This window comes from Eubacterium sp. An11 (assembly GCF_002161065.1).
Taxonomy (GTDB): Bacteria; Bacillota; Clostridia; order Lachnospirales; family Lachnospiraceae; genus Anaerobutyricum; species Anaerobutyricum faecale.
Map to the genome: position 1 here is coordinate 24,157 of NZ_NFLV01000010.1, position 26,615 is coordinate 50,771.

General features: G+C 55.9%; 24 protein-coding genes and 6 pseudogenes. 1 reads left to right on the forward strand and 29 read right to left on the reverse strand.

Translation table 11 applies throughout. The features are described from left to right. From B5E53_RS09320 to B5E53_RS09385, 16 genes and pseudogenes are all read right to left on the reverse strand, one after another. Nucleotides 1–534, reverse strand: coding sequence for a hypothetical protein (locus tag B5E53_RS09320; RefSeq protein WP_242963615.1), 534 nt, complete (start codon nt 532–534; stop codon nt 1–3). Beyond that, nucleotides 521–2,620 carry a type IA DNA topoisomerase gene (locus tag B5E53_RS09325; RefSeq protein ID WP_087314353.1) on the reverse strand — a complete coding sequence of 700 codons (2,100 nt, stop codon included), beginning with the start codon at nt 2,618–2,620 and terminating at the stop codon, nt 521–523. The genes B5E53_RS09320 and B5E53_RS09325 overlap by 14 nt, the downstream gene beginning before the upstream one ends. After that, nucleotides 2,617–3,168, reverse strand: a pseudogene (locus B5E53_RS20110) (DUF4366 domain-containing protein); the annotation flags it as partial. The gene B5E53_RS09325 and the pseudogene B5E53_RS20110, both read right to left, overlap by 4 nt. A 117-nt stretch (nt 3,169–3,285) precedes the next feature. Beyond that, a pseudogene (locus tag B5E53_RS20115) lies at nt 3,286–3,774 on the reverse strand (SH3 domain-containing protein); the annotation flags it as partial. After that, nucleotides 3,764–4,045, reverse strand: coding sequence for a DUF4315 family protein (locus B5E53_RS09335; protein ID WP_087314357.1), 282 nt, complete (start codon nt 4,043–4,045; stop codon nt 3,764–3,766). The gene B5E53_RS09335 and the pseudogene B5E53_RS20115, both read right to left, overlap by 11 nt. Then, nucleotides 4,032–4,772 (reverse strand): phosphoadenosine phosphosulfate reductase, encoded by a 741-nt coding sequence (locus B5E53_RS09340; RefSeq protein WP_087314517.1) that lies wholly within the window; start codon nt 4,770–4,772, stop codon nt 4,032–4,034. The genes B5E53_RS09335 and B5E53_RS09340 overlap by 14 nt, the downstream gene beginning before the upstream one ends. Before the next feature lie 17 nt (nt 4,773–4,789). After that, nucleotides 4,790–6,688 (reverse strand): C40 family peptidase, encoded by a 1,899-nt coding sequence (locus B5E53_RS09345; protein WP_087314359.1) that lies wholly within the window; start codon nt 6,686–6,688, stop codon nt 4,790–4,792. Next, a complete protein-coding gene (locus B5E53_RS09350) occupies nt 6,689–7,705 on the reverse strand; it encodes a DNA cytosine methyltransferase (RefSeq protein ID WP_087314361.1) in 1,017 nt (338 codons plus the stop codon). It abuts the gene before it with no gap. Next, a complete protein-coding gene (locus B5E53_RS09355; protein ID WP_087314363.1) occupies nt 7,693–8,328 on the reverse strand; it encodes a hypothetical protein in 636 nt (211 codons plus the stop codon). The genes B5E53_RS09350 and B5E53_RS09355 overlap by 13 nt, the downstream gene beginning before the upstream one ends. A 2-nt stretch (nt 8,329–8,330) precedes the next feature. Next, nucleotides 8,331–10,754, reverse strand: coding sequence for a conjugal transfer protein TraE (locus B5E53_RS09360; protein ID WP_087314365.1), 2,424 nt, complete (start codon nt 10,752–10,754; stop codon nt 8,331–8,333). Then, on the reverse strand, nt 10,705–11,106 hold the full coding sequence (locus tag B5E53_RS09365; RefSeq protein ID WP_087314368.1) for a PrgI family protein: 402 nt from the start codon (nt 11,104–11,106) through the stop codon (nt 10,705–10,707). Before B5E53_RS09365 ends, B5E53_RS09360 begins: the two co-directional genes overlap by 50 nt. Nucleotides 11,107–11,111: 5 nt before the next feature. Beyond that, nucleotides 11,112–12,008, reverse strand: a pseudogene (locus B5E53_RS09370) (radical SAM protein). A 12-nt stretch (nt 12,009–12,020) separates the two neighbouring features. After that, entirely contained in the window at nt 12,021–12,887 is an 867-nt protein-coding gene (locus B5E53_RS09375; protein ID WP_087314370.1) for a CD0415/CD1112 family protein, read from the reverse strand. 66 nt (nt 12,888–12,953) lie between these two features. After that, nucleotides 12,954–13,052 (reverse strand): annotated as a pseudogene (locus B5E53_RS20120) (Maff2 family protein); the annotation flags it as partial. Beyond that, a pseudogene (locus B5E53_RS20125) lies at nt 13,006–13,113 on the reverse strand (hypothetical protein); the annotation flags it as partial. The pseudogenes B5E53_RS20125 and B5E53_RS20120, both read right to left, overlap by 47 nt. A 29-nt stretch (nt 13,114–13,142) precedes the next feature. Further along, nucleotides 13,143–14,759, reverse strand: a complete 1,617-nt coding sequence (locus tag B5E53_RS09385) for a recombinase family protein (RefSeq protein WP_087314374.1) — start codon at nt 14,757–14,759, stop codon at nt 13,143–13,145. A gap of 232 nt (nt 14,760–14,991) precedes the next feature. On the opposite strand from B5E53_RS09385, the gene B5E53_RS19265 reads away from it, so the two are divergent. After that, complete coding sequence (locus B5E53_RS19265) at nt 14,992–15,147, forward strand: hypothetical protein (protein ID WP_162611880.1); 156 nt, start codon at nt 14,992–14,994, stop codon at nt 15,145–15,147. A 66-nt stretch (nt 15,148–15,213) separates the two neighbouring features. Here the strand turns inward: B5E53_RS19265 and B5E53_RS09390 are convergent, their stop codons facing one another. The 13 genes and pseudogenes from B5E53_RS09390 to B5E53_RS09465 all read right to left on the reverse strand — a co-directional run bounded on the left by B5E53_RS09390 (nt 15,214) and on the right by B5E53_RS09465 (nt 26,611). After that, entirely contained in the window at nt 15,214–15,408 is a 195-nt protein-coding gene (locus B5E53_RS09390) for a transposon-encoded TnpW family protein (RefSeq protein ID WP_087314376.1), read from the reverse strand. 14 nt (nt 15,409–15,422) lie between these two features. Beyond that, nucleotides 15,423–16,262 (reverse strand): ATP-binding protein, encoded by an 840-nt coding sequence (locus B5E53_RS09395; RefSeq protein ID WP_087314378.1) that lies wholly within the window; start codon nt 16,260–16,262, stop codon nt 15,423–15,425. Continuing rightward, nucleotides 16,259–17,023, reverse strand: coding sequence for a phage replisome organizer N-terminal domain-containing protein (locus B5E53_RS09400; RefSeq protein WP_087314380.1), 765 nt, complete (start codon nt 17,021–17,023; stop codon nt 16,259–16,261). The genes B5E53_RS09395 and B5E53_RS09400 overlap by 4 nt, the downstream gene beginning before the upstream one ends. A 112-nt stretch (nt 17,024–17,135) precedes the next feature. After that, nucleotides 17,136–17,522 (reverse strand): cysteine-rich VLP domain-containing protein, encoded by a 387-nt coding sequence (locus B5E53_RS09405; protein WP_087314382.1) that lies wholly within the window; start codon nt 17,520–17,522, stop codon nt 17,136–17,138. Continuing rightward, entirely contained in the window at nt 17,512–19,125 is a 1,614-nt protein-coding gene (locus tag B5E53_RS09410) for a relaxase/mobilization nuclease domain-containing protein (protein WP_087314384.1), read from the reverse strand. The genes B5E53_RS09405 and B5E53_RS09410 overlap by 11 nt, the downstream gene beginning before the upstream one ends. Further along, nucleotides 19,097–19,495, reverse strand: a complete 399-nt coding sequence (mobC, locus tag B5E53_RS09415; protein WP_087314386.1) for a plasmid mobilization relaxosome protein MobC — start codon at nt 19,493–19,495, stop codon at nt 19,097–19,099. The genes B5E53_RS09410 and mobC overlap by 29 nt, the downstream gene beginning before the upstream one ends. Nucleotides 19,496–20,015: 520 nt before the next feature. Further along, entirely contained in the window at nt 20,016–20,228 is a 213-nt protein-coding gene (locus B5E53_RS09425; RefSeq protein ID WP_002586615.1) for a helix-turn-helix domain-containing protein, read from the reverse strand. Next, entirely contained in the window at nt 20,221–20,643 is a 423-nt protein-coding gene (locus tag B5E53_RS09430) for a sigma-70 family RNA polymerase sigma factor (RefSeq protein WP_002586616.1), read from the reverse strand. Before B5E53_RS09430 ends, B5E53_RS09425 begins: the two co-directional genes overlap by 8 nt. A gap of 171 nt (nt 20,644–20,814) precedes the next feature. Further along, the gene (locus tag B5E53_RS09440) at nt 20,815–21,582 is read right to left on the reverse strand and encodes a class I SAM-dependent methyltransferase (RefSeq protein WP_002586626.1); all 768 of its coding nucleotides are present in this window, start codon (nt 21,580–21,582) and stop codon (nt 20,815–20,817) included. A gap of 50 nt (nt 21,583–21,632) precedes the next feature. Next, nucleotides 21,633–23,552: a tetracycline resistance ribosomal protection protein Tet(W) gene (gene tet(W) / locus B5E53_RS09445; protein WP_002586627.1), complete on the reverse strand. Its 1,920-nt coding sequence runs from the start codon at nt 23,550–23,552 to the stop codon at nt 21,633–21,635. Nucleotides 23,553–24,204: 652 nt separating this feature from the next. Next, nucleotides 24,205–24,333: pseudogene (locus tag B5E53_RS09455) on the reverse strand (Maff2 family protein); the annotation flags it as partial. Nucleotides 24,334–24,362: 29 nt separating this feature from the next. After that, entirely contained in the window at nt 24,363–26,132 is a 1,770-nt protein-coding gene (locus tag B5E53_RS09460) for a type IV secretory system conjugative DNA transfer family protein (RefSeq protein ID WP_087314388.1), read from the reverse strand. Beyond that, nucleotides 26,129–26,611 carry a PcfB family protein gene (locus B5E53_RS09465; RefSeq protein ID WP_087314390.1) on the reverse strand — a complete coding sequence of 161 codons (483 nt, stop codon included), beginning with the start codon at nt 26,609–26,611 and terminating at the stop codon, nt 26,129–26,131. Before B5E53_RS09465 ends, B5E53_RS09460 begins: the two co-directional genes overlap by 4 nt. Between the last annotated feature and the right edge of the window lie 4 nt (nt 26,612–26,615).

Here is a 26,615-nt window from a genome sequence, read left to right on the forward strand (position 1 = left end):
TTATCGCTCCGGCGCAGGCTTTTCCCGATGGGGCCGCGCCTTGCTCTGATTAGCACATTCTTTCCGGCTCTGTTCCAGCCGTTCCTTGATGGAGGGCTTTTTCTCTGTCTGTCTCTCCCTGGGGCGCTCGTGCTCCCACTCGTCGCCGGAGAGGGTGAGATACCCTTTACTGGTGAAGCACCCCTGTTCCTCCTGCATGGCATGATTGCCGAAGGGAACGGGATTAATGGCGTCCAGCAGCTCCGGGGGCAGAAGGATGTCCAAATGCTGCGCCAGATAGCGCCAGCCCACATCCTCCACTTTGCTGATGTTGTCCTCCAGGATGAAATACTCCGTGTTGGCGGGAAACTCTCGGAACTGCTCCAAAGTGGTCAGGCGGAAGGGAGACTCCTGCACAGCGGCCAGGAGATCCCTATCCTCCGGGGAGAGGGAGGACAGAGCTCGAAGCGTTGCCTCCTGCTCCGCAGGTTCCCCCTCCTGGGGGAGCATTGCTTTCAGATTGTTCAGCGAAATATCCGATTTACTTTTTGCCATTCACACCCTCCTTTCGCTTGGGAAACTCCGGTTTGAAGCGGACATACTTTTCGCCGGTATCATCCAGCACCACCACCGCGTCATAAGCGGCGCCCTTCTTTTCAGACCACATCCCCCTGACGGAGGTGCGGCCCTTCTTCAGCAGGTCGGCAGCCATCTTCCGGGTCAGCTCCTTTTTGCGGGAGGTCCAGAAGCGGTCATCCTTCCACAGCACGAAGCGGCAGGAGCGGTCGGAGCAGTAAAAATTCTTTTTGCCCTCGTAGACCGGTTTGCCGCAGCGGGGGCAGAGGCCCACGGTCTCCCGCTCCGGGGCGAACAGTTTCTGACCTTCCTCGGAGATATGGGAATAGGTTTTTACCAGTTCCCGCGTCATTTCAGAGATCCCCGCCATGAAAGCGGTGGGGTCTCCCTCGCCCCTGGCGATGGTGGTCAGTTTCTGTTCCCACTCCGCCGTGAGCATGGGAGAGGTCAAGGTGTCCGGCAGGACTGTAACCAGATTGATCCCCGCTTTGGTGGGAATCAGGCTTTTGCCTCTGCGCTCCACAAATCCGGCCGCCACCAGCTTTTCCAGGATCGCCGCCCTGGTCGCCGGGGTGCCTAGGCCCTTGCGCTCGGCGTCCTCCGGCATATCGTCTTTTCCGGCGGTCTCCATCGCCGCCAGAAGGGTGTCCTCCGTGTACGCCTTGGGCGGGGCGGTGAAGTGTTCGGTAACAGAGGCATCCACCTGGTCAAAGGTCTGGCCTTCGGTGAAGTTCGGCAGGGCGATGGGCTCCGCTTCGTCCTCCGGCTGCTCCTTCAGGGAGGCGCGGAAAATGCGGTCGATCTCACGCCAGCCCTCGCAGAGGATGCGCCGCCCCTTGGCGGTGAAGGTGTGTCCACCACAATCAAAAGCGGCCGTGACCGCTTCATACACATAGGGTTCCGCCGCCGCACACAGCAGCTCCCGGCACACCAACAGCAAGGTGTTCCGTTCTCCCACAGTCAGTTCAGACAGGTCGGCTTTCTCCAGCTCCAGCGTGGGGATGATGGCGTGGTGGTCGGACACCTTCCCATCATTCACCAGCGCCGCAACATCAGGGAAGAAGTCCGGGCAAACATCGAAGGGCGGCACCCGCGCCGCCAGATGCAGGACCACAGAGGCGGTCTCCGCCATATCAACCGTCAGATACCGGCTGTCGGTCCGGGGATAGGTCAGCAGCTTCTTCTCGTACAGCGATTGTGCGTAGTCCAGGGTCTGCTTGGCCGTGTAACCGAGCACCCGGTTTGCCTCCCGCTGCAAAGTGGTCAGGTCGTAGAGCTTGGGCGGCGCCTCTTTCTTCTTCTCATGGGTGACGGAGGTGCAAATCACCGAAGCCCCGGCACAGGCCACCCGCAGGCTCTCCGCCTCCTCCGGGGCAGTAATCTTCTCGGACACCGCTTCGGCCCCATCCAGCGCCAGGCGCACATGATGGTATTTTTCCTTCCGGAACAGGGTGATCCTGCTGTCCCGGTCCACCAGCATGGCAAGGGTGGGCGTCTGTACCCGCCCCACATTCAGGGTGCGATGGTATAGGACGGAGAACAGGCGGCTCGCGTTGATACCAATGAGCCAGTCCGCCTTTTGGCGGCAGAGCGCCGACTGATACAGGGGATCATAGGCCCCGCCGGGGCGCAGGTCGGCAAAGCCCTCCCGGATCGCCGCGTCCTCCATCGAAGAAATCCAGAGGCGGGAGAAGGGTTTGGAGCATCCGGCAGCCTCATAGACCAGCCGGAAGATCAGCTCGCCCTCCCGCCCGGCGTCGCAGGCGTTGACCAGCTCCGTCACATCCGGGCGCTCCATGAGGCGCTTCAAATTCTGGAAAGCGTCCTCTTTGCCCTTCGCCAGCACATAACGGAAGGGCTCCGGCAGGATGGGAAGGTCGTCATACTTCCACTTCTTATAGGCGGGGTCATACCCGGCTGCATCCATCGGGGACATCAGGTGTCCCACACACCAGGAAACGATGAGCCCATTCCCTTCAAAACAGCCATCGGCCCTGGATGTGACACCCAGGGCCGACGCAACGGCTTTTGCAACACTCGGTTTCTCGCAGATCACCAGCTTCATTTCGTTTCCTCCGTTTCTTCCGGTTCAGGGGCATCCTCGTTAATATATTCCTCCTCATCCTCAAAATCATAGTCGTCCGGGTCGGCGCTGACCTTTGCGCCCTGTTTGGGCTTGATGAACTTGATATAGGCGAAGGCTCCGCCGCCGCCCAGCACCGCCAGCAGCAGGATCAATACCAGGGCGCCGCTGCTGCCGGACTCCTTCTCCGGCTCCGGTTCAGGCTCTGGTTCCTCCTCCGGCGCTTTCCCGGCACACTCGCTCATATTCACCGCACAAACCGGGCAGGCGGTATTCACCGCACCGGCCTGGCATTTCTCCGTACAGGTGCAGACCGCCGGGGTCTCCTGGACTTCGCCATCCTCCATCAGGGCCAGGAGGTCGGCTTCGTCCACCTGGTTCAGGAAGTGGACGGTCTGCGCCCCCTCATCGTCCCGGTCGATGATGAGATAGAACACATTGCCGCCCTTCGTCTCCACGGTGATGAACTGTTTGCCGGAGGAAGCCCCACCCAGATCGTCGATAAGGGAGAGGTTCCCGTCCGGAGTGAGGGCGGCTCCTCCGCCATCGGAGAGGCCGGAGGGGAGCAGTTCCAGCAAAGCGGAGAGGTCTGCCCCATCCAGGGAGAGGGAAAAACTGCCCGTATCCGTGATGGTCAGGTAATCGGAATGAACATAGCCCTCCCGCTCCGGCAGAAGCACCTTGACCCATTCGCCCTCGGTGCCGATGACTTCCACCTGCGCCCCGTTGGGAAGCTGGGTGAAGGCGTCATTGTCCAGCCCTGCGCCGGTGCGGACATTCAGATTGCCGCCGCAGGTGGTCACGGTGCCGGTTCGTAAGGGCTCCAGCCCCTCCAGGTTGGGAGTGAACAGGATGCCATCCTCGGTGACGCTCACGGTTCCCAGGCTACCCAACAGTTCGGTGAGCTGGTCCAGGGTGTCACCGCCGGCCTCCGCATTATCGCCGCCGGCAGTATCTTCATCATCGGAAACCGTGATTTCCGGGGTCCCGTCATCCTCCGTGAGGTCTGCCTCCATTTCGGTGTAGTAAGGTTCACCCTCCCCGCCGCCGGCAAAGGCAGGGATCGCAAAGGCCGTGGCACAGAGCGCCACGGCCAGCGCCGCCGTAAACAGGCGGATGATCGTTTTATTCTTCATACTCGGCGTCCTCCATCTCGTTCTCGCCGGGGTCAGCCGACGCCTCCGCCTCCATCATGCCCTCCGGCAGGGCGATGAGGCCGCTGGCGTATGCCTTCAGGAAGGCCGTCAGCTCCCGGTTGTCCATCTTCACCGCCTTGACCATGCGGACGATCTCCAGGTTCTCCTCCTCCACAAGCTGCGCCTCCAGAGAGCGGAGGCGCTTCTGCTGCTCAGAGATCTTTTCCTTGGTCTTTTCGATGTCTCGGCGGATTTTTTCAACAGTTGCCATGTGTGCAATTCTCCTTTCCAAACCGTTCTTTCCATGAGTAGTTGCGGCCCAGGCCCTGGACCGTTTTCAAATTGGGACGGGCGTTGTCCTCCAGCGCGATGGCCCGCCGGAACAGGTCCGGGTGGTGGTCCCGAAGCCGGATGATCTCCTCCGCCCTCATGCTGGGGCAGAAGAAACAGGAGGACTTGCCCGGCTGGGGAAGCCCCGCATCATCAATGGCCTGCTGACAAGCCGCCCGGTCCCATCCCCATTCCATCAGGGGATACCACTTGCTGTACTTGGGGTCGGCCAGATCCCCCAGCAGCACCTTGTCGCTGCGGTAGCCTTCGCCGGCGTCGTAGCCGATGAACTTGACCACCCGTTTGCCCGCCGCCCACACCTTCCGGCAGGGCGGATAATGGTTGCAGAACTTTTCCTGCGGCCCGATCTTGTGTTTCAGGGAACACCGCTTGAAGCCATAGGCCATAGAAGGCAGGGTGCCGCTCTGCAAACACTCCTGTTCCAAGGTCAGCCGCTTTCCGTCCCGCGTGGTTTTATACACTCTGGTAATGGGCGGCATCCCGTGGTCCTTCAGCCAGCGGTCCATGATGTCCAGGTAGGCATAGGTGTGGGGATGCTCCGCCCCGGTATCCGCAAAGAGGATCAGGTCTACCGGGATACGGTGCTGGTGCAGGCCGACTAAAAGGGCGGTGCTGTTGACACCGCCCCCATAGGAAACCATATTGATGTGTGCTTCACCTCCCATCAGTTGTACGGCGGCCGGCCGTAGGCATAAAAGTGAGACTGCCAGTAACTTGTATTCAAATTGGTGTAGGAAATCGGGTCTCCGCAATGCAGCATCATCCCATCGCCCACATAAATACCCACATGGGAGATACCGCTGGTGTCATAGGTGCCCACGAAGAACACCAAATCACCGGGCTGGGGGTCGGATACCGGCGTGGAGATATTGTAGAGCCCCTGGGCGCCCAGCCGCCCGGTATTGCACAGGCCGGTGCTGGTCAGCACATAGCTGACGAAGCCGGAACAGTCAAACGATGTCTCCGGGCTGCTCCCGCCCCACACATAGGGGTATCCCAGGTATTTCTCCGCCTCGGTGATGAGGGTAGCAAACCGTTCATCCGTCAGGTACTCGGCGGGGATGTCCCAGGCCGTAGGCGGGTTCTCGATGTACTTGCCCACATACCCGGAGGACGGAAACAGATCCGGCCGGTTGCCCAGGGTGGACATATACACGGCGTACATGGAAAGCTGATCCTCGCCCATGATGTAGACCGGCACATGAGAGAGGTCAAAATTTTCCAGCGTGACGGTGCAGATATACCAGGTGTATGGCACCTCCACTTCGTACTCGTTGCCCTCGCTGTCTGTCCGGGTTTCCGTCCGATACCTTGTTTCGGTGGTCACAGTTTCGGTGAGGATGTACTGCTTGTCAAAGAGCATTTCCAGGTCGCCTTGCACCTCGTCCAGGGTAAACACCCCTTCATGGAGCGCCGACAGGATGGACAGCAGCACATAAGGGTCATGCCCGATCTCGTCCAGGTCAAAGTGATATTCGTCATAGTCGTGGGTGGCCTCGTAGGTGTCCAGGTATTCTTGAAGCTCCGCCTCCATCCCGCAATAGGCGGCCTCGGCCCCGGTCAGGTCCGCGTCCTCGGAGAGATAGGAGGACGCCACCAGGCCGGAAGTCCCGCCCCCGAACATGGAAGTGCAGGACTGCATCAGCCCCATGATGAGCATGAGGATCAAGCCGATCCCTCCCACAATGAGAAGGGTGTGTTTGTTCTTCGTCACAAGCCCGCCCAGCTTCTGGGCGATGGTCCCGCCGCCTTTTTTCGCTGCGGAAGCGGCGGCCTGGGATGCCTTTCCCGCAGCCTGGGCCGCGCCGGTTCCTGCCCGATGTGCGGCGGCATACTGCTTTTGCAGCCGCTTTTTTTGCCAAAGGCGGGAGATGGGGTTACTGGACGCAAGCTGGGGATTTTCCATGACGGACTTCCGCCAGTAGAAATCGGCATTGGCTTTCACCGCTACCTGCTCCGCCCGCTTCACATCCCGCCAGGGTTTCAGTTTCCGGTCCGCACGCGCCTGATGGAAACGCCGATTGCCATAGCCCACGGCCTTCTCAATCTGCCGTTCTCCCAGGTGGCCGGCCTGAACACCGGAGTTATCGCCCTCCACCTTGCTCACTTCGCCGTGGAGGGTGGACCGTATTTCCTGCACCGGCCGGGACAATGGGTTGCCATGCTCCCTGCCAGGAGGCTTTACAGGGACAGCAGCTTTCGCCGCATCCAGCCGATCCGCCGCCTTGTCCGACTTGCGGATCGCCTTTTTCAGTTCCGGTGCCGCCTGGTCTGTCTCGGAAAACTGCAAACGGGAGGAAGGGCGGTCCCTGGCCGCCTCACCCTCCCGAAAGGTGTCGCGCCGCTTTCGCCGCGCCTTTTTCGCCTGTCGGCGTTCCCGGTGTCCCACCACCTCGTCCGCCGCCCGGTTCAATGCCCCCGCCGTTTCATCCGCAGAAGAATAATCCTGCTCCGGGGGACGGTCCGAAATATGGGTGGCTTCGCCAGTCACCAAGTTCACCGAGATGGCCCCATCACGGGTCATCTTCTGCGCCTCCTTTTCGGAGGCTTTCCATTCCTGCATTTATCCGTCACCTCCTCCGAAGGGGCAGATGCTGGCGCACGCCCCGGTCTCTATCAGGGAAATGTAGTGAAAAATGGGATAGGCCTGAGGCGGGCAGACCGCGTTCCCCAGGGTTTTCAGCCGCAGCGCCCGATCCTTCGTATCCTCGGTTATGCGGGGGACGCCCTCCGGCTCGCTGGCCCAGAGGATACGTCCGTCCATCCCTGCGGGAAGCCCATGAGCCATTCCACCCAATCGGGATTCAGCGCCGCCTTCTCGGAAAGGGGCTGCTCCTGGTGGATCACCTGGGCTGACAGGTTGGAGGATGGGGATTTGCCCCGGAAGGCCGTCGGTTTCAGGGTGGAACGGTAGCCCTCCGACGCCGCCGGCGTCAGGTAGAATACCGCCGCCGACAGGGACAGGCTCCAGATCGTCCCATCTTTGTTCCGCTTTCGGAAGATCCCGTTGTCCGACAGGAACACATCCAGGTTGGCAGCGTCCCGGCAGGTGGATTTGTCGGAGGCAAGGGGCGTGGGAAACATCAGCCGCGACGATAAAAGTTCGCTGGCGCTCATGCCATGCGCCGACGCCGCAAGCCGGAAATACGAATGGGAGAACAGCGTATCCCGCTTTTGCCAGGTCAAAAATCGTTTTGTCGAGCCCCATATTGATGAAGCCAGCAACATTTTCCCCAAGCACCCAACGGGGCCGCAGTTCGGCAATAACGCGGCACATTTCCGGCCACAGGTAGCGTTCATCCGCAAAGCCCCGCCGCTTTCCTGCGGTGGAAAAGGGCTGACAGGGGAAGCCGCCGGAAATGATGGTGACTGTTTCAAGTCCTGTTTTCTCAAAAAACGCCTCCTTCGTGAATGTGGTGATGTTCCGGAACTTCGGCACATCCGGCCAGTGCCGCTCTAGGATAGAATAGGGGTAGTCCGCCCATTCACATTGGCAAACGGTCTCGAATCCGGCTGCCTCCGCCGCCAGGTCCAGACCGCCGATGCCGGAGAACAGGCTTACATGGGTCAGTCGCTCCATACCTCATCCCCTTCAAGACCGTCATCCTGGGGATCGTCCTCCACTTCCTCCAGCGGAATCAGGTTATGACGCTTGATGATGGCCTCCTCCAGGGTATCATGGGCGACGCCGCTGCCCTCCGGGAGCCCCAGGCTACGGTAGATCCGCTTCATCTCTTTCTCATAATTGCCGGCCCGCTTTTTCAAGCGGAGAAAATCCTTCTCCGTCTCCGCCTCCGACAGGCAGCGAGCCAGGGAGTGATAGAGAACGATCAGGTTGTAGATGTCGCCCACCAGCATACGGAAACCGCTGCCGGGGATGATGTACTCATCCCGATATTTCTTGGGCTTCGGCTCCTCCTCCGGGACCACCTCCACCTCGTCCAGCTCCTTGTCCATGAGCCCCTTCAAATCCTTGGGGTCGCCGAACACCAGGTAGCGGCCGGGGATGCCCCAGCTCTGGAACTTCTCCTCGGCGATCTCACCGTACCGCTTCGCCGTATCCAGCACATGGAACACATCCTCCTCATCCTTGATGCGGCCAGCCAGAAAAGCGAGCTGGTGGAGGAGCCCATACAGGTGGACCTCATCGTTAATATGGGAGAGATAGGTCTTGCCGTTGATGACATACAGTTTGTTTTTCATATTCATGCCTCCGTTTCCGCCGCGTGCTCCACCTCGCTGGGTTTGGTGGTGAGCAGCTTGTAAAGCTCCGTATCCTTGGGGAAGTCGTCCGCAAAGGGCAGGATGACATTGTTGAAGAACAGCAGCCCGTGGCCGGGGTCGGAATTGGTCACATAGGCAAGCTGCTCCGGGGAGATGTTCAGCCGCTCCGCCAGTATCTTCCGGTCGCCGGCGGCCTGGTTGAGCATATAGATGAAATCGCTGTTTTCCAGAATGTTCTCGATCTCCGGGGAGGAAAGCAGATCTTTGGGGTTCTGTGTCGCCCCGGTCGGCACGCCGCCCCACTTTCTGAACCGTTTCCAAATCTCGGCGCTGTACGCTGCGGTCTGTTCCTCCTTCAGCAGAAGGTGGAACTCGTCCACGAAATACCAGGTAGACCGGCCGATGGCCCGGTTGATGGTGACGGTGTTCCACACCGCGTCCTGGACAATGAGCATACCGGGCTTTTTCAGGTTCTTGCCCAGGCCCTTGATGTCAAAGCAGACAAGGCGGTTGCGGATGTCCACGGTGGTGCGGTGGTTAAAGAAGTTCAGCGAACCGTTCACATAGAGGTCCAGCGCCTGGGCTACCCGGTCAGCCTCCGGGATGCCTTGTGCCAGAAGCGCCTCCATCAAATCGCCCAGGATGGGCATATTCTCCGGTCTGGGGTCGGCAAAATAAGGCTGATAGATCTTCTGCACAGCCCGGTCGATGACGGTTTTTTCGATGGCCTCCAGCCCTGTCTTACTGCCCATGATGAGCTCGCAGAAGGACAGAACAAAATCACTTTTTAACGCCAGCGGGTTCTCCTCGTCCGAGTAGTTGAGATTGATGTCCAGGGGGTTCACATAGTCGGTGCTGGATGGAGACAGCCGGATTACCTGACCGCCCAGCCGCTTCACCAGGGGAGAATATTCATCCTCCGGGTCGCAGATGATGACATTATCTTTGGTGGTCAGGATGATGAAGGTGATCTCCCGCTTACAGCTCATGGATTTGCCGCTGCCCGGCGTACCAAACACCAGACCGTTGGGACACCGCGACTGCTTGCGGTCCAGCAGGATCATGTTGTTGGAGAGGGCGTTCAGGCCGTAATACATGGACTCGCCGCCCATGAACAATTCCTGGGTGACAAAGGGGACGAACACCGCCAGGGCCGATGTGGTGAGGCTGCGTTCGATCTTGATACGGTTCAGACCCAGGGGGAGGCTACTCATCAGCCCATCCTCTTGCTGGAAGTCCAGCCGGGTGAGGAGGCAGTTGTAGGTCTGGGCGACGCTGGCCGCCTGAGATACGGCGATCTCCAACTTCTGCTTGGTTGCCGCCATGTGCATAACCAGGAAGGTCAGATTGAACATTCGCTCGTTCCGGCTTTGCAGATCCTGGAGGATAGTCTTGGCCGCGCCGCCGTAGGTGGCAAGGTCGCTGGGGAGGATGTCCATGTCATACCCGCTGCGCACCGCCCGCTTCTGCTCCGCAATCTTCATAGCGTCCAGGTCGGTGATCTTCCGTTTTACCATTTTTATGGCTTCGTTTTGGTTGATGCCCCGGATGTGCATAGTCACCAGGATATTGCCCTCGGTCTCCATAAACTCCGCCAAAATGCGGTCGTGGATCTCCGGGGCGGTGATCTGCAAAAAGCTGACTGCGCCGTACATCTCGCCGATGCGGAAGGTACGGGTTTCTCCGAAATGGAAGGAGGACGGGGCGATGAAGTCCTTGACCGAAAGGCCGCTGGGCGCCAGCCAGTCCCAATCGAAAGCGAACCTTCCGCCCTCCGGGTGAAGGATGCCGTGAAGCAGCTCCAGCCGCTCTTTCCCGTCCAGCACATGGGCGGCGGCCCCCATGACCTTGAAGCGGTTGAGGGTGTCGGTCTCAATACGGGCAAACCGAGCCCGCGCCGCCACCAGGTTCTCCGCCTCGATGGTCAGGGTGACATACTTGGTTTTCACATAACCGTTGCTGCCCCGTTCATACTGGAAACGGAGTATCCCGGCTGCGTCCTCACGGATGGGGTCCAGGTCGTTGCCCTGGGGACGGATGCCGAACAGGTCCTCCTCCGGTCCATGCTCCACATACCGGCTACTGAGTGTCATTTGCACCCCAATGGTGGGGTCATAGCCGTTATAGAAGTCGCAGAGGCTTTCAAAGATGCTCCGCTGATCCTCCGGCCCTGCCAGACGGTAATTCACATCCTCATAGGCGATGGTTTTGGAGAAGGCACCGCCATCCAGCCGACACAGGCCGTCCGGGAACATATTGCGGAAAGGGATGCTGTCCTGCACCGTATGGGCTTTCCCGTCGCCCTTGGCCTGCCGGATCACCGCCTCGATCTGCCTGCGCTCGTCACGGGTCAGCTTACGTCTGGGCTTTGCCGTTTTTCCGGGTCTTGCGGTTTTTGCCTGCAATCGCTCTCACCTCCTGTTCCAATTCGTGCTGCCGCACAAGCGCGGAGTACAGGTTGTTGGTTTGGTAGATCCGCACCTTTGGGCGGATAAACTTGTTCTGAATGAGGTGCCCAAGGAACACCTCCAGGGGCTGCCCGTTCCGCTCGTACATGGCGAACAGGAAGAAGGGCAGCATGACCAGGATCATGCACAGAGCCGCCGTGGTGGTGCCCAGCGTGTCCTTGGCTAAAAAGAAAAGTGGCACGCCAATCAGCGCTGCCGTTCCGAAACAAATCACCTGCCGCTTGGTCAGCCCGAACAGGACCTTGCTCTGCACCTTGCTCAGGTCCTTCGGGATCGTTACATAGGCCAATCACATCAACTCCTTCTTGTGGGAATATAGTCTTTGAAATCTTTTACCGCATGGAAAATTCGCTTATTGTTCACCCACCGCTGAAGATGGCGGGTAATCTTAGGGGCGGTGGGGCGCTCATAGATCATTACATAGGGGTCATACCCCAAAGCCCGCAAGGTGTTCACCCGGTAAAGGCCTTGCTCATGGGTGCTTCCATAGTTGGTCAGCACATAGACACGCCGGTTTCGGTCGCTTCGGATGGCGGTATGCTCCACAAAGCGGCGGAAATACTCCGTCAAATCCTCCTCCGGGTTATCCCAGGCAAAATGTACCGCCTTGGTTCACACCTTGTTCAGCAGGGAAATGTTGTCTGGGCTGGTCAGTCGGATGTCCAGCCCCTGAGTGAAATCCACCAGCGCCCGGCTGTCGGCAAGCTGCTCCAGCAGCGCCTCATGGTCCGGGCAAGCCAGCAGATTGGGGTCCAGCAGTTTGATCTCATCCTCGCCGCGCCAAAATTCAAAGAGGTCAGCGACCTTGACGCTCCTGCGCCCTTCTTTACCGCTGACAATGCAAAATCCGCAGTTTCTCGGACAGCCTCGGCTCAAAAATCCGTAGGCTGCTCCTAAAAACCGCGGATAGAGAAAGTAGTCCGGCCGGATGTGCTCAATCTCATACGGAAGGTCTTTCCCGCCCGGCCCGTAGCCGGTGCCGCCCTGGATGACCTGGTCCGCATTGGTCACGGTGATGTTGTCTCTGGAATAGGTATCCGTGAACACCCGGCTTTTATAGACCAGGTCGTAATGCCCCTTGGGGCTCCACCACTCCACCCGGTCGCCCCGCCGGGTATGGTATTCGGAGAGTTTCATCAGACAGAGATTTGGAAAGTTGTGAGAATCCACATCGATCAATCCAACCTTCAATCAGCCACCCCCTTAGTGCGCCCCGAACAGGGATTTTGCGAGGCTGCCGGTCTTAAAGAGAGTGAAACACAGGAGCACCGTGTACCCCATGCACCCCCAGATAGCGCCGGAAATGTTGTCGCCGCTGAGCGAAATACCTTCCACCAGCACCGCATAGATGCCCACGCAGATCATTATGAGGAACGCCTGGAAGCCCAGGGCCAGCAGGGAACGGAGATAGTTCTGCCCTGTGTTTCCCCATTCCCGGTTGACCATCGTGGCAAAGGGGATGGGACCTATCGAAGTGACCAAATACACCTCAATAATTCTGCCGTAAATGACCAGGAAGATGCAGATGGAAAGTATCTGCGTACACAGTCCCACGAAGATGCTCTGGAACCACAGCCCCAGCAGGGCGCCGATGCTCCAGTCTGCAAGCTGGGTCTCCAGATCAGCGGTCACGCTGGATATGTCGATGCCCGCATCCGAAATGATGACACCTGCCGACTGGTTGACCACATTCTGCGCCACATCGAACACCGCCATGACAATGTTCCAGGTGTTCGTGACGATCAACACCGCGCAGAAGGTTTTGAAAATCCACTTGAAGAAGATCCATGTGTCGAAATCGTGAAGGTTGTTCTTCTCGACGATGAGCTGGATCAGCTCGTAGCACATGACAAAGGTGAGGACGATGCCGGCGATGGGGACGATGACCGTTTCCGAAAGGCTGCGGATCATATTGAAGATGCCGCTGTTCCAGGCGGCGGGCGTCATGCCGACCTCCCCGGCGATCTCGCCCACCTTTGTGTTCAGGGTATCAAACATCCCGGTCAGGTTGGATATGATACCGTCAATGAGCAGTTCTTGGAACCACTCCTGTATTGCGTCAAAAATCAACGGGGATCACCTCCTTTCCGGGAGGCCCCGTGTGCCGAGGCCTCCCGTGGGGTTTGTTGGCGGACATCAGGTAGTGGACAGCAGACCGGACAGCAGGGGGATCAGGGTGATGCCGATGAGGGCAACACCGCCGCCCGCCATGAGCTGCTTGATGCCCTGGCTTTTTACTAATGTGTGATAAAGAAGCAATAGAAGTGTAAAAAATTTTGCCGTTCCTATCCGGCACTTGGCCATTGTGTCGGATAGGTCGGGCGGTTATTCAGGCAAGTCAATCTTGCCGACAAAGCTGTAATAAATCTCAATGTCCTGCCTGCGGGTGCCGTTCTCGTCGTAGCTGCACTCATGCACCACGATTTTCTCAATCATTTCCCGCAAGAGGGTGGGGGTCAGTTCTTCAAAGGCAAGGTGCTTGCGGACAATGCCCATGAATTTCTCGGCGTTGACGGTGGCTGCCTGAGATTTGTCCAGTTCGGCTTGCAGGGCGGCGGCTCTCTTTTTCAGTTCCGCTTGCTCGGCTTCGTAGTCAGCCGACAGTTCCATGAAACGCTCGTCGCTGATTTTGCCGTTTACATTGTCCTCATACAGCCGCTTAATCATGCGGCTGATTTCAGAAATGCGTTCCTGCGCCTGTTCAAGCTGCTTGGTGGCCGCAGCGGTCTTTCGCTTGCCGCCGATTTCGTTCTGTTGGATCAGCAGCTTCACAAAGCGGCTCTCATGCTTGGCAGCATATTCCGTCACCTGCCGGAGATTGGAGAGGACACCGGCGGTCAGCAGGTCGGTGCGGATAAAGTGCGCCGTACAGTCGCGGGTGCGTTTCTTGTAGCTGCCGCAGATGTAACAGTCCTGTTTACGGTCTTTGTTCTGATACCGCTGTTGATACAGCACATGGCCGCAGTCGGCGCAGAACAGCATACCGGAGAACAGCCCCACTTCATCATAGCGGTTCGGGCGTTTGCGCTGCTTGCGTAACTCCTGCACACGCTCCCATGTTTCCGTGTCGATCAGCGGCTCATGGTGGTTCTCAAAAATGGCCTGCTTTTCGATGGGGTTCTCTACGCTGTGCTTGACCTTGTAAGAGGGCTTTTCCGTCTTGAAGTTCACCAGACAGCCGGTGTATTCCCGGTTTTCGAGGATATGAACGACGGTGTTTGTTGCCCACTTGCACTCATAGCCGGGGTGATAACGGCGGGTGCTGCCCGTCCTGCGGTATTCCAGCGTTCCCGGCGTGGGGATTTGCTGCTCCGTCAGCATACGGGCAATCTTGGTCGGGCCGTTCCCGGCAAGGCAAAGCTGGTAAATCTGCTGTACCACCGGGGCGGCTTCCTCGTCTATGATGAAATTCTCGTCCTCGTCCATCACATAGCCGTAAACCGGCTTGCTGGTAACAGGCTTTCCGCTCATACCTTTTGACCTTTTTACTGCCTTGATTTTCTTGCTCGTATCTCTCACCAGCCATTCGTTGAACAGATTTCGCAACGGGGTAAAATCGTTGTCCATGCCGCCGTTTGCGCTGTCCACATTGTCGTTGACAGCGATAAAACGCACACCCTTTTGAGGGAACAGCATTTCCGTGTAAAACCCCACTTGCAGATAGTTTCGCCCCAACCTCGACATATCCTTGACGATAACGGTTCCCACTTTTCCGGCTTCAATGTCTGCAAGCATAGACTGAAAGCCCGGCCTTTGGAAATTTGCCCCGGAATAACCGTCGTCGGTGTACCAGCGCAGATTGGTAAAGCCGTTCTGTTTTGCGTAGGCTTCGAGTATCCTTTTTTGGTTCGATATGGAATTGCTCTCGCCTTGCAATTCGTCCTCATGGGACAATCTCGGATAAAGGGCGGTAATCAGGTTTTGGGTGGCTTGTCTTAACATAAAATCCTCCGTTTCCGACAGCCAGCCCTACTATTCCGTAACTTTATTGTACCACGGAACAGCGGGGGCTGTATAGCGGTAAAAGCGTCAAAACCGCTTCTTTATAGTCTATAAAAAATGATAATTTTTATTTCAAGGCTTCTCGTTGCAAATATGGTGGTAGAAAAATTCAAATTCGTATGCTATACTTATTTTATTACAAAATCTCGGCTTGTTTAGAGGAGTAGCACTTATGAAAAGAAGTGTTTTATTAGCTATTTCTATTGTTATCGCAATCGTTTTACTGATAGCGGCGATATTTACAAAGGATTGGATTTTCTATCTGCTCATTGCCTGTTTTGTGTTTGCAGTATCAATAATCGGAAGCAGAAAAAGAAAGCAGAAATAATCTCAAATCCGGCTATCGTTCCAGCGGCCACGCTCCCCGGCATGGCCGCTTTTTCCATGCTTCGGCTCACGCCGGATAAGTCGGTTTCTGTGTAGCAGCGGCTTCCGCTTCCAGTACCCGCGCCATTTTATCGGCAGCGGTGGTTGTGGTGTCTTTCTTGAAATAGCCGGACACGACAAGGACGGAATTGCCCATGCGGATTTCTGTCACGCAGTCGGGGCGGCGGGTGGTTCGGTTGTCGTGCTGCTTGTTATCTGCCATAGTCAATACTCCTTTCAGTCAGTAATCAGTTTCTTCATGCTCTCCATTTTCCGCTGTGCAGCTTCCTGCCGGAAGTTGTCGCCGGTAAAGCGCACCGGGACGCACATGGAAAGCAGCCGGTCATAAATCCGGGAATGGGCGGTATCCTCCGGGTTGTGCAGGTCGTCCAGCGTGAGGTTAGTGGTGACGATCAGCGGCTTGCCGCTGCGGTAACGGCTGTCTATCACATTGAAAACCTGTTCCAGCCCGTACTCGGTGCCACGCTCCATGCCGAAGTCGTCAAGGATCAGAAGCGGATAGCGGCAAAGGCGGGAAATGTACTCATTGCGCCCTTCAAAGCTGGCGGCAAGGTCATTGAGGATAAGGGCAAAGTTCGTCATGTGGACAGGGATTTCTTTCTCCATGAGGGCGTTTGCGATACAGCCCGCAAGGTAGCTTTTCCCGGTTCCCACGCCGCCCCAGAACAGGCAGCCGATGTTGTCGGCTCGCATATCCTCCCAATGCTCCACATACCGGCGGGCAAGTTCGGTCTGCGGGTTCCTGCCGTTGTCGTTTTCAAAAGTCCAGTCCCACATGGTGGGGTCGGTAAAGCCCCGGCGTTTTAGTTCCTCCACGGTGTCAAGGTGCCTGCGCCGCTGTTCGGCGGCTTCACGCTCAATCCGCTGCGCTCTCTGGCAGTCGCACTCTGCCGGGTGGCGGTCAAGCCCAAACAATGCCTTGCCCTCCGGGAAGTAGGCTTCTTTGGGCTTGTGGCACTTGCCGCAGTACAGCAAACCGTCCTCGCCGGTGTAGTCCTCCGGCTCTGGTGTGGTGGTCGTCATATTTCCCAAAACAGCGTTGATTTCGTTCTTCATAAACTCTCGCCCTCCTTGCATGAGTAGTCGGGTATGCCCTTTTTGGGGGCTTTCTTGGCGGTGTCCTCCTGCGCCCATTTGTAAATCGTGGCGGCATGGCTGCGGTATGTCCTGCCGCTGGACGCGATATGACAGGATAGCCGGTCAATGTAGTAGTCCCATTTGCCGGGCAGGTCAGCTTTCAGCCCGTCCAGTTCCGATTGGGTCAGAAAGACATTTCCATACCGGCCATAGGCGGCGCGGGTGGCCTGTCCCGTATCTAACTCTCGCTCTCTCTCTTTTTCTATCTCTATCTCTTTCTCTTTCTCTATCTCTAACTCTGGTGGACAAATGTCCGCTTGATATGGTGGACATTTGTCCGCCCCGGCCTTTGGCAAGGCTTTTTGCTCCTGCAAAGCCAGCCTTGCCCGCCGTTTCCGCTCCCCCTCGGTAGAGGATTGGCCGATCAGCAGTTCAATGTTGCTCATATACAGCGCGCCGTTTTGCAGCGGCTCCACAAGCCCCAGTTTCATAAAGATCTGCAAGGCCCGTTCTACGGTGCCGACTTGCTGGCGGGTTATGGTAGCAATCATCTGGGCGGTATAGGGGATATTTTCATCAAGCTGCAACTTCCCGCCGTTTTTCAGCGATTTCAAGTACAGCTTCAAGAGGATGTTGGAGTAGAGTACACCGTCCTGCATACTCTCCAGCAGCACGATAGCGTCCTCGTCAAAGTAGTTCTCTTTCAGCTTCAGGTAGTAATATTTTCGGTTATCTGACATGGTTCCTCCTTTGGGTTGATTTGGGGCATTTGTACGCATTTAGAACGCCGTTTCCGGGGGAAAAGGATAAATCTATCAAGCCCCCGTTGAGGGCGGGTAAAAAATCCTTGATTTACAAGGGTTTGAAAGCCCCTAAATGCGTAGAAAGGTGGTAGCGTTTGCGCTGCCGCTCGGCTTCCTTGCGGCGGCGCACTTTGGCGGCGCAGTCGGGGCAGTATTTTCCCCGGTTGGATTTGGGGACAAAAGCCGCCCCGCAGACCGCGCACCGTTTCCGGCTTCCCCGGGACAAGAGTGCTGCGGTCAGCTCCCCGTCAAGGGGCAGGACAGCCACACGGAACCAGCGGCACATGAGGGAATAGGAAATGCTCTGGACGCACACGCAAGGCTCCCCGTCATCCAAAAGCAGGCAGTTCCCCTCGTCGTAGTTACAGCACTCATGCACCAGCCGCCGCGCCCGCCGGTGCTGGCGGTAGTCCATGCGGGGTACATTATCGCTCATGGCTCTGCTCCTTTCTGGGGTTCGGTTCCTCCCGGCGCAGAATTTGGTCGATGTTCCGTTTAACCGTCTGCAACTCCTTGAACCGCTGTTTCTGTTCCCGGTAGCCGTTGTAAAGGCTGTCTTTTTGGGAAATAAGCTGCTCGATCTCGGCCTGCAACGCTTTCCGGGCGGGCAGCTTGGTAATGCCATGCTCCCGGAAATACCGGGCGGCGGCCTCGGCTATGATAAAATCGCTCTCATGCGCCTGCCGGTATGCGGCGCGGGCTTTCTCGGATTTCTGCGCTTTCAGCCCGTCACGGGCGGGTTTGGTCTGGGCGTAAGCCAACACCTGCCGCTGCAACTCCTTTTTCCCTTGCAGCTTGGTTTCCAGCGTTTTCAGTTCGCCGCCGGCCTGCCGCATTTCCGCATAGGCGGTGTCTATGGCCGCTTCCAGCTGCTCCGGGGAAGTAAAGCCGTATTCTTGATACACATTCAGCGTCTTTGCCGCCTGTTTCAGATTGTGTATCTTCGCCCAATGCTCGTAGCCTTTACCCTTGCCCTCGGCTCTCTTGGCGGCTATGTCCACAAGCCGCTGCACACCGTCCTGTTTGGGGGCTGCTATCTCGGCTCTGGCGGCCTGCAAACGGTCTTTTATGGTGCGCGGGGTGGCGGGCGCTTCGGCTGCTCTGGCGGCGTTCTGCTCCAAAACGGCAAGAACAGCGGCGCGGTCAAAATCGTCGCCCAGCTTTCGGGCGGTAATGGGCTTCGTCCTGTCCGGCGTGAGGTAGGAAAGCCGCCCCCGGCTCTCCTTGACGGTCACGCCCTCCCGCAGCAGCAGAGAGGAAAACTCGTCAAAGCTGGCAGCGGTGGAAAGGGCTTTTCGTATGGTCTGCCGCAGCTTTTCCTTGTTCGTTTCAAACTTGGTCTGCCGGGGTGTGATACCATCCGCAAGCATGGGGGCGTTCTGCTTGTCCAGCGCGGCCTGTCCCTTTTTCTGCGCCCAATACTCCCGTTCCGTGACGCGGTTCTTGCTGCCATTCAAGAGGTCGATTTGGTAAAGCCCCTCCCGGTGGCACATCTCCATGACTTCGGATTTGAAGTAGCGCAAGGCGGCGTCGGTACAGCGGTGCTTGCAACCGGCCTTTGTGTCGGCTGGCCTGTCCATGTAGGGCAGGAACGGGACTTCCGCAATCCGCAGGCTGTTGATGACGATATGCACATGAATGTTGCCGCTGTGGTTATGCCCGTCCGGGTGGGTGCATATCAGGGCTTGGTGGCCGGGGAAATGCTCGGCGCAAAACTTCTCGCCCAACGCCTGCGCCCGGTCTACGGTCAAGCCGTTGTCTGCTGCGTCCCGTGGGTCAAAGCTGATGATGTAGTGGTGGCTTTTCACATCTTCCCGCCGCTGGTTCTTCCCATAGCGGAGATTGGAGCGCATACAGGCAACCGCAAAATCCTCCTCGCCGCAGTTCAGCGTGGACAGCCGGTAGTCCTCGCGGGGGATTAGCCGCCCCTGTTCGTCAAGGGTGGGCTTCATGGTAAACTCGTCATGCTCAAAGGTCAGATAGGCTTCGGCGGCTCCGTAGTCGGCGTTCTTAGAGCCTAAATGTTTGAGTGTTGCCAACCGCGTCACCTACTTTCTTAAGGACTTCATACTTGAGGGCGGCAAGGTCGGCTATGGCGGCGCGTACCTCGCCGGAAAGGGCGTTGTAGGGTGCGCCGTACTCGTTCAGATACCGGGCAATCTGATTGAGGTTGCCGCCGATCCTGCCGTACTCCGCTGTCAGCTTCCCGACAGCGGAAAGCAGTTCGTCATTGACCGCCGACACATGGACAACCGGGCGTATGGTCGCCCGCCGTATCGCCTGCCGGAGAAATTCGGACTGGCTGATACCATAAGGCGCAAGCCGCGCTGTGAAGTCGGCATATTCATCTTCGGACAGCCGGGTTTTCACAACGCGGCTGCGGTGGGGTGTGTTGTATTTCTTTCGCATGGTGTGACCTCCTTTCTTGCCGCATGAGCGCGGCGGGGATATGCGGCGCAAGCCGCAAAGCAGGGTTTGGGGAAGGCACTCCCCAACAAGTTTCCCGCGAGGGGCAAAACCGCAGAATTGCGGATTTTGGCACCGTGGTAGAAACTTGCTCTCCGTGACTGCAAACTTTCTCTCACTTCCGTCCGCCACTTTTTTGGAAAACTGCAACCACAAAAGTTTGTTTCTCTTTTTCTGCTACTACTAATCCTGTAAAGGGCATTCCTGCCCGCTTTCGCTAAAATGACACCGGACGCAGTGGTTTCTACCCGGTGTTGGAGAAATCCTTTCTCTTTGCCCTCTACTACGGGTAAATGCTCCAAATGCCAAACACCAGGGCAGAAAAATTCCCTCCTCGCTTACTACTACAACCGGCAGGGGGCAAAATGGCCGGGAGCGGAGCCGGACAACAAAAAAAGCAGTAAATCTTTTTCAAGACTTACTGCTTTCGCTGGCCGCGTCGGTGGCGGCTGGTATTCAGTTTTTATGACTTGTCCGGTGGTTCGTCAAGCCGGAACTTGAATTGACAGTCAATTAACCGCTGCTTTACATAGTCCTCCACCTCGGCGTTGACCTGCCCGTTCACTTTTGAGAAATAGCGGATATATCCGGCGTAGTGGAGCAGGACAGCGTTCACGGCTTCTGGGTCGCCCTCACGGGCTTTGAGGATTGTTTCATAGGGGAGAAGTCTACTCATACCGGCTCACCCCCATTTCTTCGCGTAGCCGCTGCAAGGCAAGCTGGATATGCCGCCCCGCTGTGCTGCGTGACCGGCCAATACACGCGCCGATCACGCGCTGCGGCTGGCGCAGAAAGTAATAGCGCAGGATTTCTTCCCGCGTCTGCTCCGGCAAAACAGAGATCGCGTCGGCAAGGGCGGCGTTGCAGAGCAGGACGGTCTGACCGCAGACGGTAAATGGGTATTCCTCGTCCGGCTCCGACGCGGCAAACTGGACAAACTTCTCGTTCATCAGATAGTCAAGGGAAACTTGCCGTTCCCATTGCCGTTTAAGCTTCAAAATCTTGTCCAAGGCGGCACAGCGGATAACAGTCTTGCAAAAGGCGTTGTACCTGCGCTGGATATATTCTTGATAGGCTATCTGGTCGGTCATGGAAATTCCCCTTTCTGAATAATAGTGCGGGGCGGTGGCACTTCTTGCTGTCGCCCCTTGATTGCCTACCAGCAAAGGCGGGCGGGGCTGTCAACGGCTGCGCATATGCGCCGTTCATCTTGACCGTTGACTGGCTCGGCTGGGTTTGCTATTTACCCGACAAACTTGAATTTATTTTAAGCTATCACGTTTTACCTTCTTAAGCCTTACTATCATTACCATAGGAATTTCTTTGTTGGTTTTAAAACATTCTTCATAAAATCCATCAATGACAAATCCAGCTCTAAAACAAAGGTTAAAAATATCTTGTATGGAACGATGATAATAAATCTGCTCTTTCGGTTGCCCTTCAATCGCTATATCATAGTAACTGTGCGGTGTCATATATTTTTCAGTCAACGTGACAAAACAAGGGTGTTGCGTTGCAAAGACAAAAATTCCGCTTTCCTGCAACAGTTCATAAACAGCCATAAGAAGTGGTTCAATATCCGTAATATCCATAATTGCCATATTAGAAACTGCTTTCGTAAAGGCTCGATTTCTTTTTAATTCTAATATACTTTTTCTATCGGTCGCATCCGCCACACAAAATTCAATTTGTTTTGCATATTGTGATTGCCGTCTTTTAGCCAATTCTATCATTTTTTTGCTGTAATCAAAAGCGACAACCGAAGCGCCTCTTTGTGCAAGATACGAAGAATAATTTCCATTGCCACACGCAATATCCAAAATGTAATCCGCAGGATTAGGAGATAGAAGTTCCGTTACTTTGGGACGCACTACCTCTCTGTGAAATTCATTAGATTCGTCACCCATTGCATTATCCCAAAATTGTGCGTTCTCCTCCCAGATTTTTTTACTTTCCTCTGTTCCCATGTTCTCTCCCACTCCCCAAATTTGCTTTTTTGCTTCCATTAAATCTTCCTTACTATATTCCATTGTTACCCTCCATAACTTCTGATTGTTGCCGTCTTGACGATTATGTATCTTTACATTACCTTCTGAAACATATGGCGCACCTTGTCCAGGCGGCTGTTTGGACGGCGGGGCTGGATGACCGGCTGACCGACAGCGGCCTGATATCCTTTCAGCTCTGTAAGGCATACGCTCCGCCCGTTGGTGTAAAAGGCCAGATCAGTACGGTATGCCTGTATACAGCGGGCGGGAATCTCGCCAGTAAAGACAACTTCATCCTTTTTTACCTGGGCCGTTTCGATGGTGGCACAGTATTTCGGTGCATCATGATAAGCCCTGGAAAGGTATTCCTGGGGCGCATAGAGGATGAAGGAGAGATAAGGTTCCAGCAGCTGCGTCCCCGATTCCTTCAATGCCTGTTCCAATACAATCGGGGCCAATGAGCGGAAGTCCGCCGGCGTGCTGACCGGACTGTAATAAAGCCCGTATTCAAAGCAAATCTTACAGTCCGTTACGTTCCAGCCGAACAAGCCCTGCTCCAGCCCGTAACGGATACCATCCCTGACAGCGTTTTGAAAACTCTGGTTCAAGTATCCCAGCGAAACCCGGCTCTCGTATTGTACACCGGAGCCAAGCGAGAGTGGTGTAACAGACAGTCCTATGGATGCCCAAAACGGGTTGGGCGGCACCTCGATATGGATGGTGTGGCTGGCTGCTTTGAGCGGCCGCTCCATATAAATGACGGAGGGTTCCTTTACCACTGTTTCAAGCTTGTATTTTTCCGACAGCAAAGCGGAAACAACCTCCAACTGCACCCGGCCCAAAAAAGAAAGAATGATCTCATGGGTGATGGAATCCACTTCGCAACGCAAAAGCGGGTCAGTATCCGCAAGTTGCGTAAGAGCGTCCAGCAGCCGTTCTCTTTGCGCTGCCGTTTTCGGCGCAATCGTCGTCCGCAGCATGGGGAGGGGGTCCTCGCGCCACCTTTTACGAGGGAGCCGGGTTTGGTCCCCTAATACATCGTTTAACCTCACGCTGTCGCTGGGAAGGATAACAATTTCACCCTGATAAGCGGTGTCTGTCCGAACAATTTCCCCTTTGGATGGAATACGCATCTCTGTGATTTTCAGCTTTTCTCTCCCGGCCAGGGCCACCGTATCCCGCAGGCGCAGCGTTCCGCTGTATAACCGTAGATAGACACGCCGCTGGCCGCAATCGGTGTACTCAACCTTGAAAACGCTGCCGCATAGGGCGGCGCCCCCCTGTTCCCCAATCGGTTGGAACAGCCCTGTCACCGCATCCATCAACGGTTGAATGCCAAGGCCATTTTTGGCGCTGCCATGATAGACTGGGAACAGGGAGGCGTCTTGAACCCGCTGCTGTTCCTCCCGCGCAAGTTTTTCCCGGCTGATTGGTTCTCCTGCGATATACTTTTCCAATAATTCATCGTTATTTTCGATGACCGCATCCCATGCTTCTATGTCGGTATTTTCCTCCAGGACTATTTCCGGGGACAGCGACACCGTCTGCTTGATGATAATATCGGCGGAGAGCTTATCCCGAACAGACTGAACCACGCTCTGCAAATCAACGCCAGCCTGGTCGATCTTGTTGATAAAGATAACGGTGGGAATGTTCATTTTCCGCAGGGCATGGAACAGAATACGGGTCTGGGCCTGCACGCCATCTTTAGCGGAGATCACCAAGATGGCCCCATCTAAAACAGCCAAAGAGCGGTACACCTCCGCCAAAAAATCCATGTGGCCGGGCGTATCCACAATGTTAACTTTACATCTGTGCCACTGGAAGGAAGTGACTGCCGCTTGAATGGTAATCCCACGCTGCCGCTCCAAAAACATGGTGTCCGTCCTCGTTGTCCCTTTTTCGACGCTCCCCGGTTCTGAAATGGCTCCGCTGGCATATAGCAGGCTCTCCGTCAAGGTCGTCTTTCCAGCGTCTACATGGGCAAGAATTCCAATATTGATTATTTTCATGTGATTGTCCTCCCTTTACAGCCCCAAAGGGCATAAAAATCCCCAGCAGTAAAATACTTTTACCACTGGGGATTATAAGTTGCGGACATACACATATACAGCATACACCTGTTTGTGATTGCTGTTTTTGGGGATATGTCAAAATTGATAAGGCAAAAGTATTCTTAAATTGGGTACAAAAAACTAAGCCCCTACAAAAGGAGCTATCATAATCCTTTGTTCCCACTATTTGATTATAGTTTTATTTAAGAATACCTTGCCGCATATTTTTTACTCCTTTTCTGTATTAAATCATTGTATCACATCAGTTTTAGGAAAGCAAGTACCTAAAAGAAATTTTTCTTCCCCTTATATGTAACAATCATACCGGCTTCCTAGCGTTCAGAATGTTTTCTGCTGTCTGCTGTGGTGTTTGGTTGGAATTGTCCAACCAAAAGCCGATCCGTGGTGTTGTCTGCATTTTACTAAATACAAATTCAATGTATACAGAAAGATATAAGGAGTGGGAGGGATTCCGCCGTAGTTGGCATTGTAGGAAAATCCAAAAGTTTAGATTTTCCCACAATGCTTATCTTTTGGTCTTTGGTTCGGAATAGTGTAGTGCTGGCGGTCTATCTCTTGTTTTCGGTTGCTTGCTTCCTTACCGTACATGAGCATTGGAGGCGGGGTTGTCCTGGCCGTAACCTTCCAGAAGGTTGATGCCGCCCCACACGCACAGGCCGCCACCCAGGGCGATGACCAGAGTCTGCAAAACGTCGATAGCGTTAGTGAAAAAATCCATAATTCATGTTTCCTTTCGTTGTAGAATCGTTATTGAAGGTCTGCGGCTGTCAATTCGTACATCTCGAAAGGCTCATCCGGCTTTACGATGGCCGGTCTGCGTTTCATGTACCGTTCCATATCAAAGAGGTACTTCTTGTCGGCGTCGGCAGTATATTTGTAATCGGGATGCCTGGTCAGGTCGTACTTGTCCGAGAGGAACGGGCGCACTCCCCGCAGCATGAAAATACATTTGCCTCCGTCCATTACTGCCAATTCGTCTTGTGTCATCAGCTCCTTTCCCAATTTCTGATAGTTGAGGCCGTGGGAGACCTGGCTGCCCCGGTTCTCGGATTGATTGAAGCTGTCGATGGTCTCCTTGCCCAGCAGCTCCGAGATTTCTTTCAGGGTGGATTTCTCCTTGCCTCCCAAAAACAAGGTGCTGTCGCAGTTGCCCACAATGGTGTCTGCGGCGTCCTTGTAGATGGTCTTTAACTGACTTTGTGACTGCAAAATAATAGAAGCCGAGATCTCCCGGCTCCGGATGGTGGCGATCAGCTTGTCAAAGTTGGGTATCTGCCCGATGTTGGCGAACTCGTCCAGGAGGCACCGCACATGGACCGGCAGGCGGCCGCCGTAGAAGTCGTCCGCCTTGTCGCACAGAAGGTTGAAAAGCTGGGAGTACATGAGCGCCGCCACAAAATTGAAGGTGCTGTCCGTGTCGGAGAGAATGACGAACAGCGCCGATTTCCGGTCGCCCAGGGTGTCCAGCTCCAGTTCGTCCTCCGCCATAAGGTCCCGCAGCTCCTGAATGTCAAAGGGAGAGAGGCGGGCGCCGCAGCTAATCAGGATGGATTTCAGAGTTTTGCCGGCAGCCATCTTGAATTTGCGGTATTGCTTCACGGCGAAATGATCCGGCTGCTCCTTTTCCAACTTGGCAAACAGCAGATCCACCGGGGACTGAAACTCCTCGTCATCCTCTCTGGCCTCCGATGCGTTGATAAGGTCCAGCAGGGTGATGAAGTTGCGCTCCTCCGGCTCCGCCTCATACCAAATGTAGCCGATGAGGGCAGAATAGTATAGCCGCTCGGCCTTGACCCAAAAATCTTCGGAACTCTTTTCGCCCTCGCCCTTGGTGTTGAGAATGAGGGCGTTCACCAGTTTCAAAATGTCCTTTTCGCTGCGGATATACGCCAGGGGATTGTATTTCATGGATTTTTTGAAATTGATGAGGTTCAGGCTTTTGATACGGTATTGCCTGCGCTCCAGCAGGGCGCCGACCTCCTGTAAGATGGTGCCCTTCGGGTCCGTGACCACATACGAAGAATGGCATTGGAGCAAGTTGGGCTTGACAAAGAACCGCGTCTTGCCGCTGCCGGACCCGCCGATGACCAGGATATTTTTGTTCCGGGCGTACTTGGGCTCCTTTGGGCGGCTTGACATGGTGATCCGCTCCGTTTGGGTAAGGAGAACATTTTGGGAGAAGTCCTTATCCACATAGGGAGCGATGTCGGCCGGTGTGCCCCAACGGGCACTCCCGTACTCGATGCCGCGGCGGTATTTCTTGGCATTTTTGCCCTTGGAGTAGACCACAAGCCGAATCAGCACCGCGCCGGCGGCGCCCACACACAGATCCAGCAGATGGAAACTGGGCGCCAGGCTTGCAAAGGCCGCCGAAAAGCCCTGCCCGATATGGAGTAGCTTCTCCGAGGCGTCAGCCCCAGGAGCCAGCCGCACACCCTGGCAGAGCTTGTCAAAGAGATACACAAAGATGAGATACGGAAGGTTGAGGATGAGCTGCTTTTTCAGCTTATCGGTCATCGCGTCACCTCCCGGTCCTTGGTCTTGACCTTCTCCCTTTCCCGGTGTTTGGTCTTGGACTGTTCCTGAGCCTGGGCCAGCCGCTCCCGGATGGTGGGGTGCTTCTCCCGATCCAGGGTCATGGCGGTGAACTCCTTGAAGGCCGGCTGGAGCTGGTCCTTATCCTTCGCCTTGAAAAACACATAGTAATGCGGGGGCTCCGTGGTGGGGTCCTTTTTCAGGGCATAGTCGATGTCATACTTTTTCGCCACCACGGAAAACGCCTTGATGTTCTGTTCGGTGATCTCGATGTTGGTCAGGGAGGCCCCATGCTGTTTGAGCTGGTGCAGGGTCTGTTTCCCCTGGCGGAGGGTGCGCTGGGAGGGCTTCTTCTGCATCTCCTCCAGCACCTTTTTCACGGCCTTTTGGAGCAGGTCCGCCGTCATCTTGCCGGCCTCCACCGAGAGGGAGACCGTCCGCTGCGTGATTTCTTCCTGCACTCAC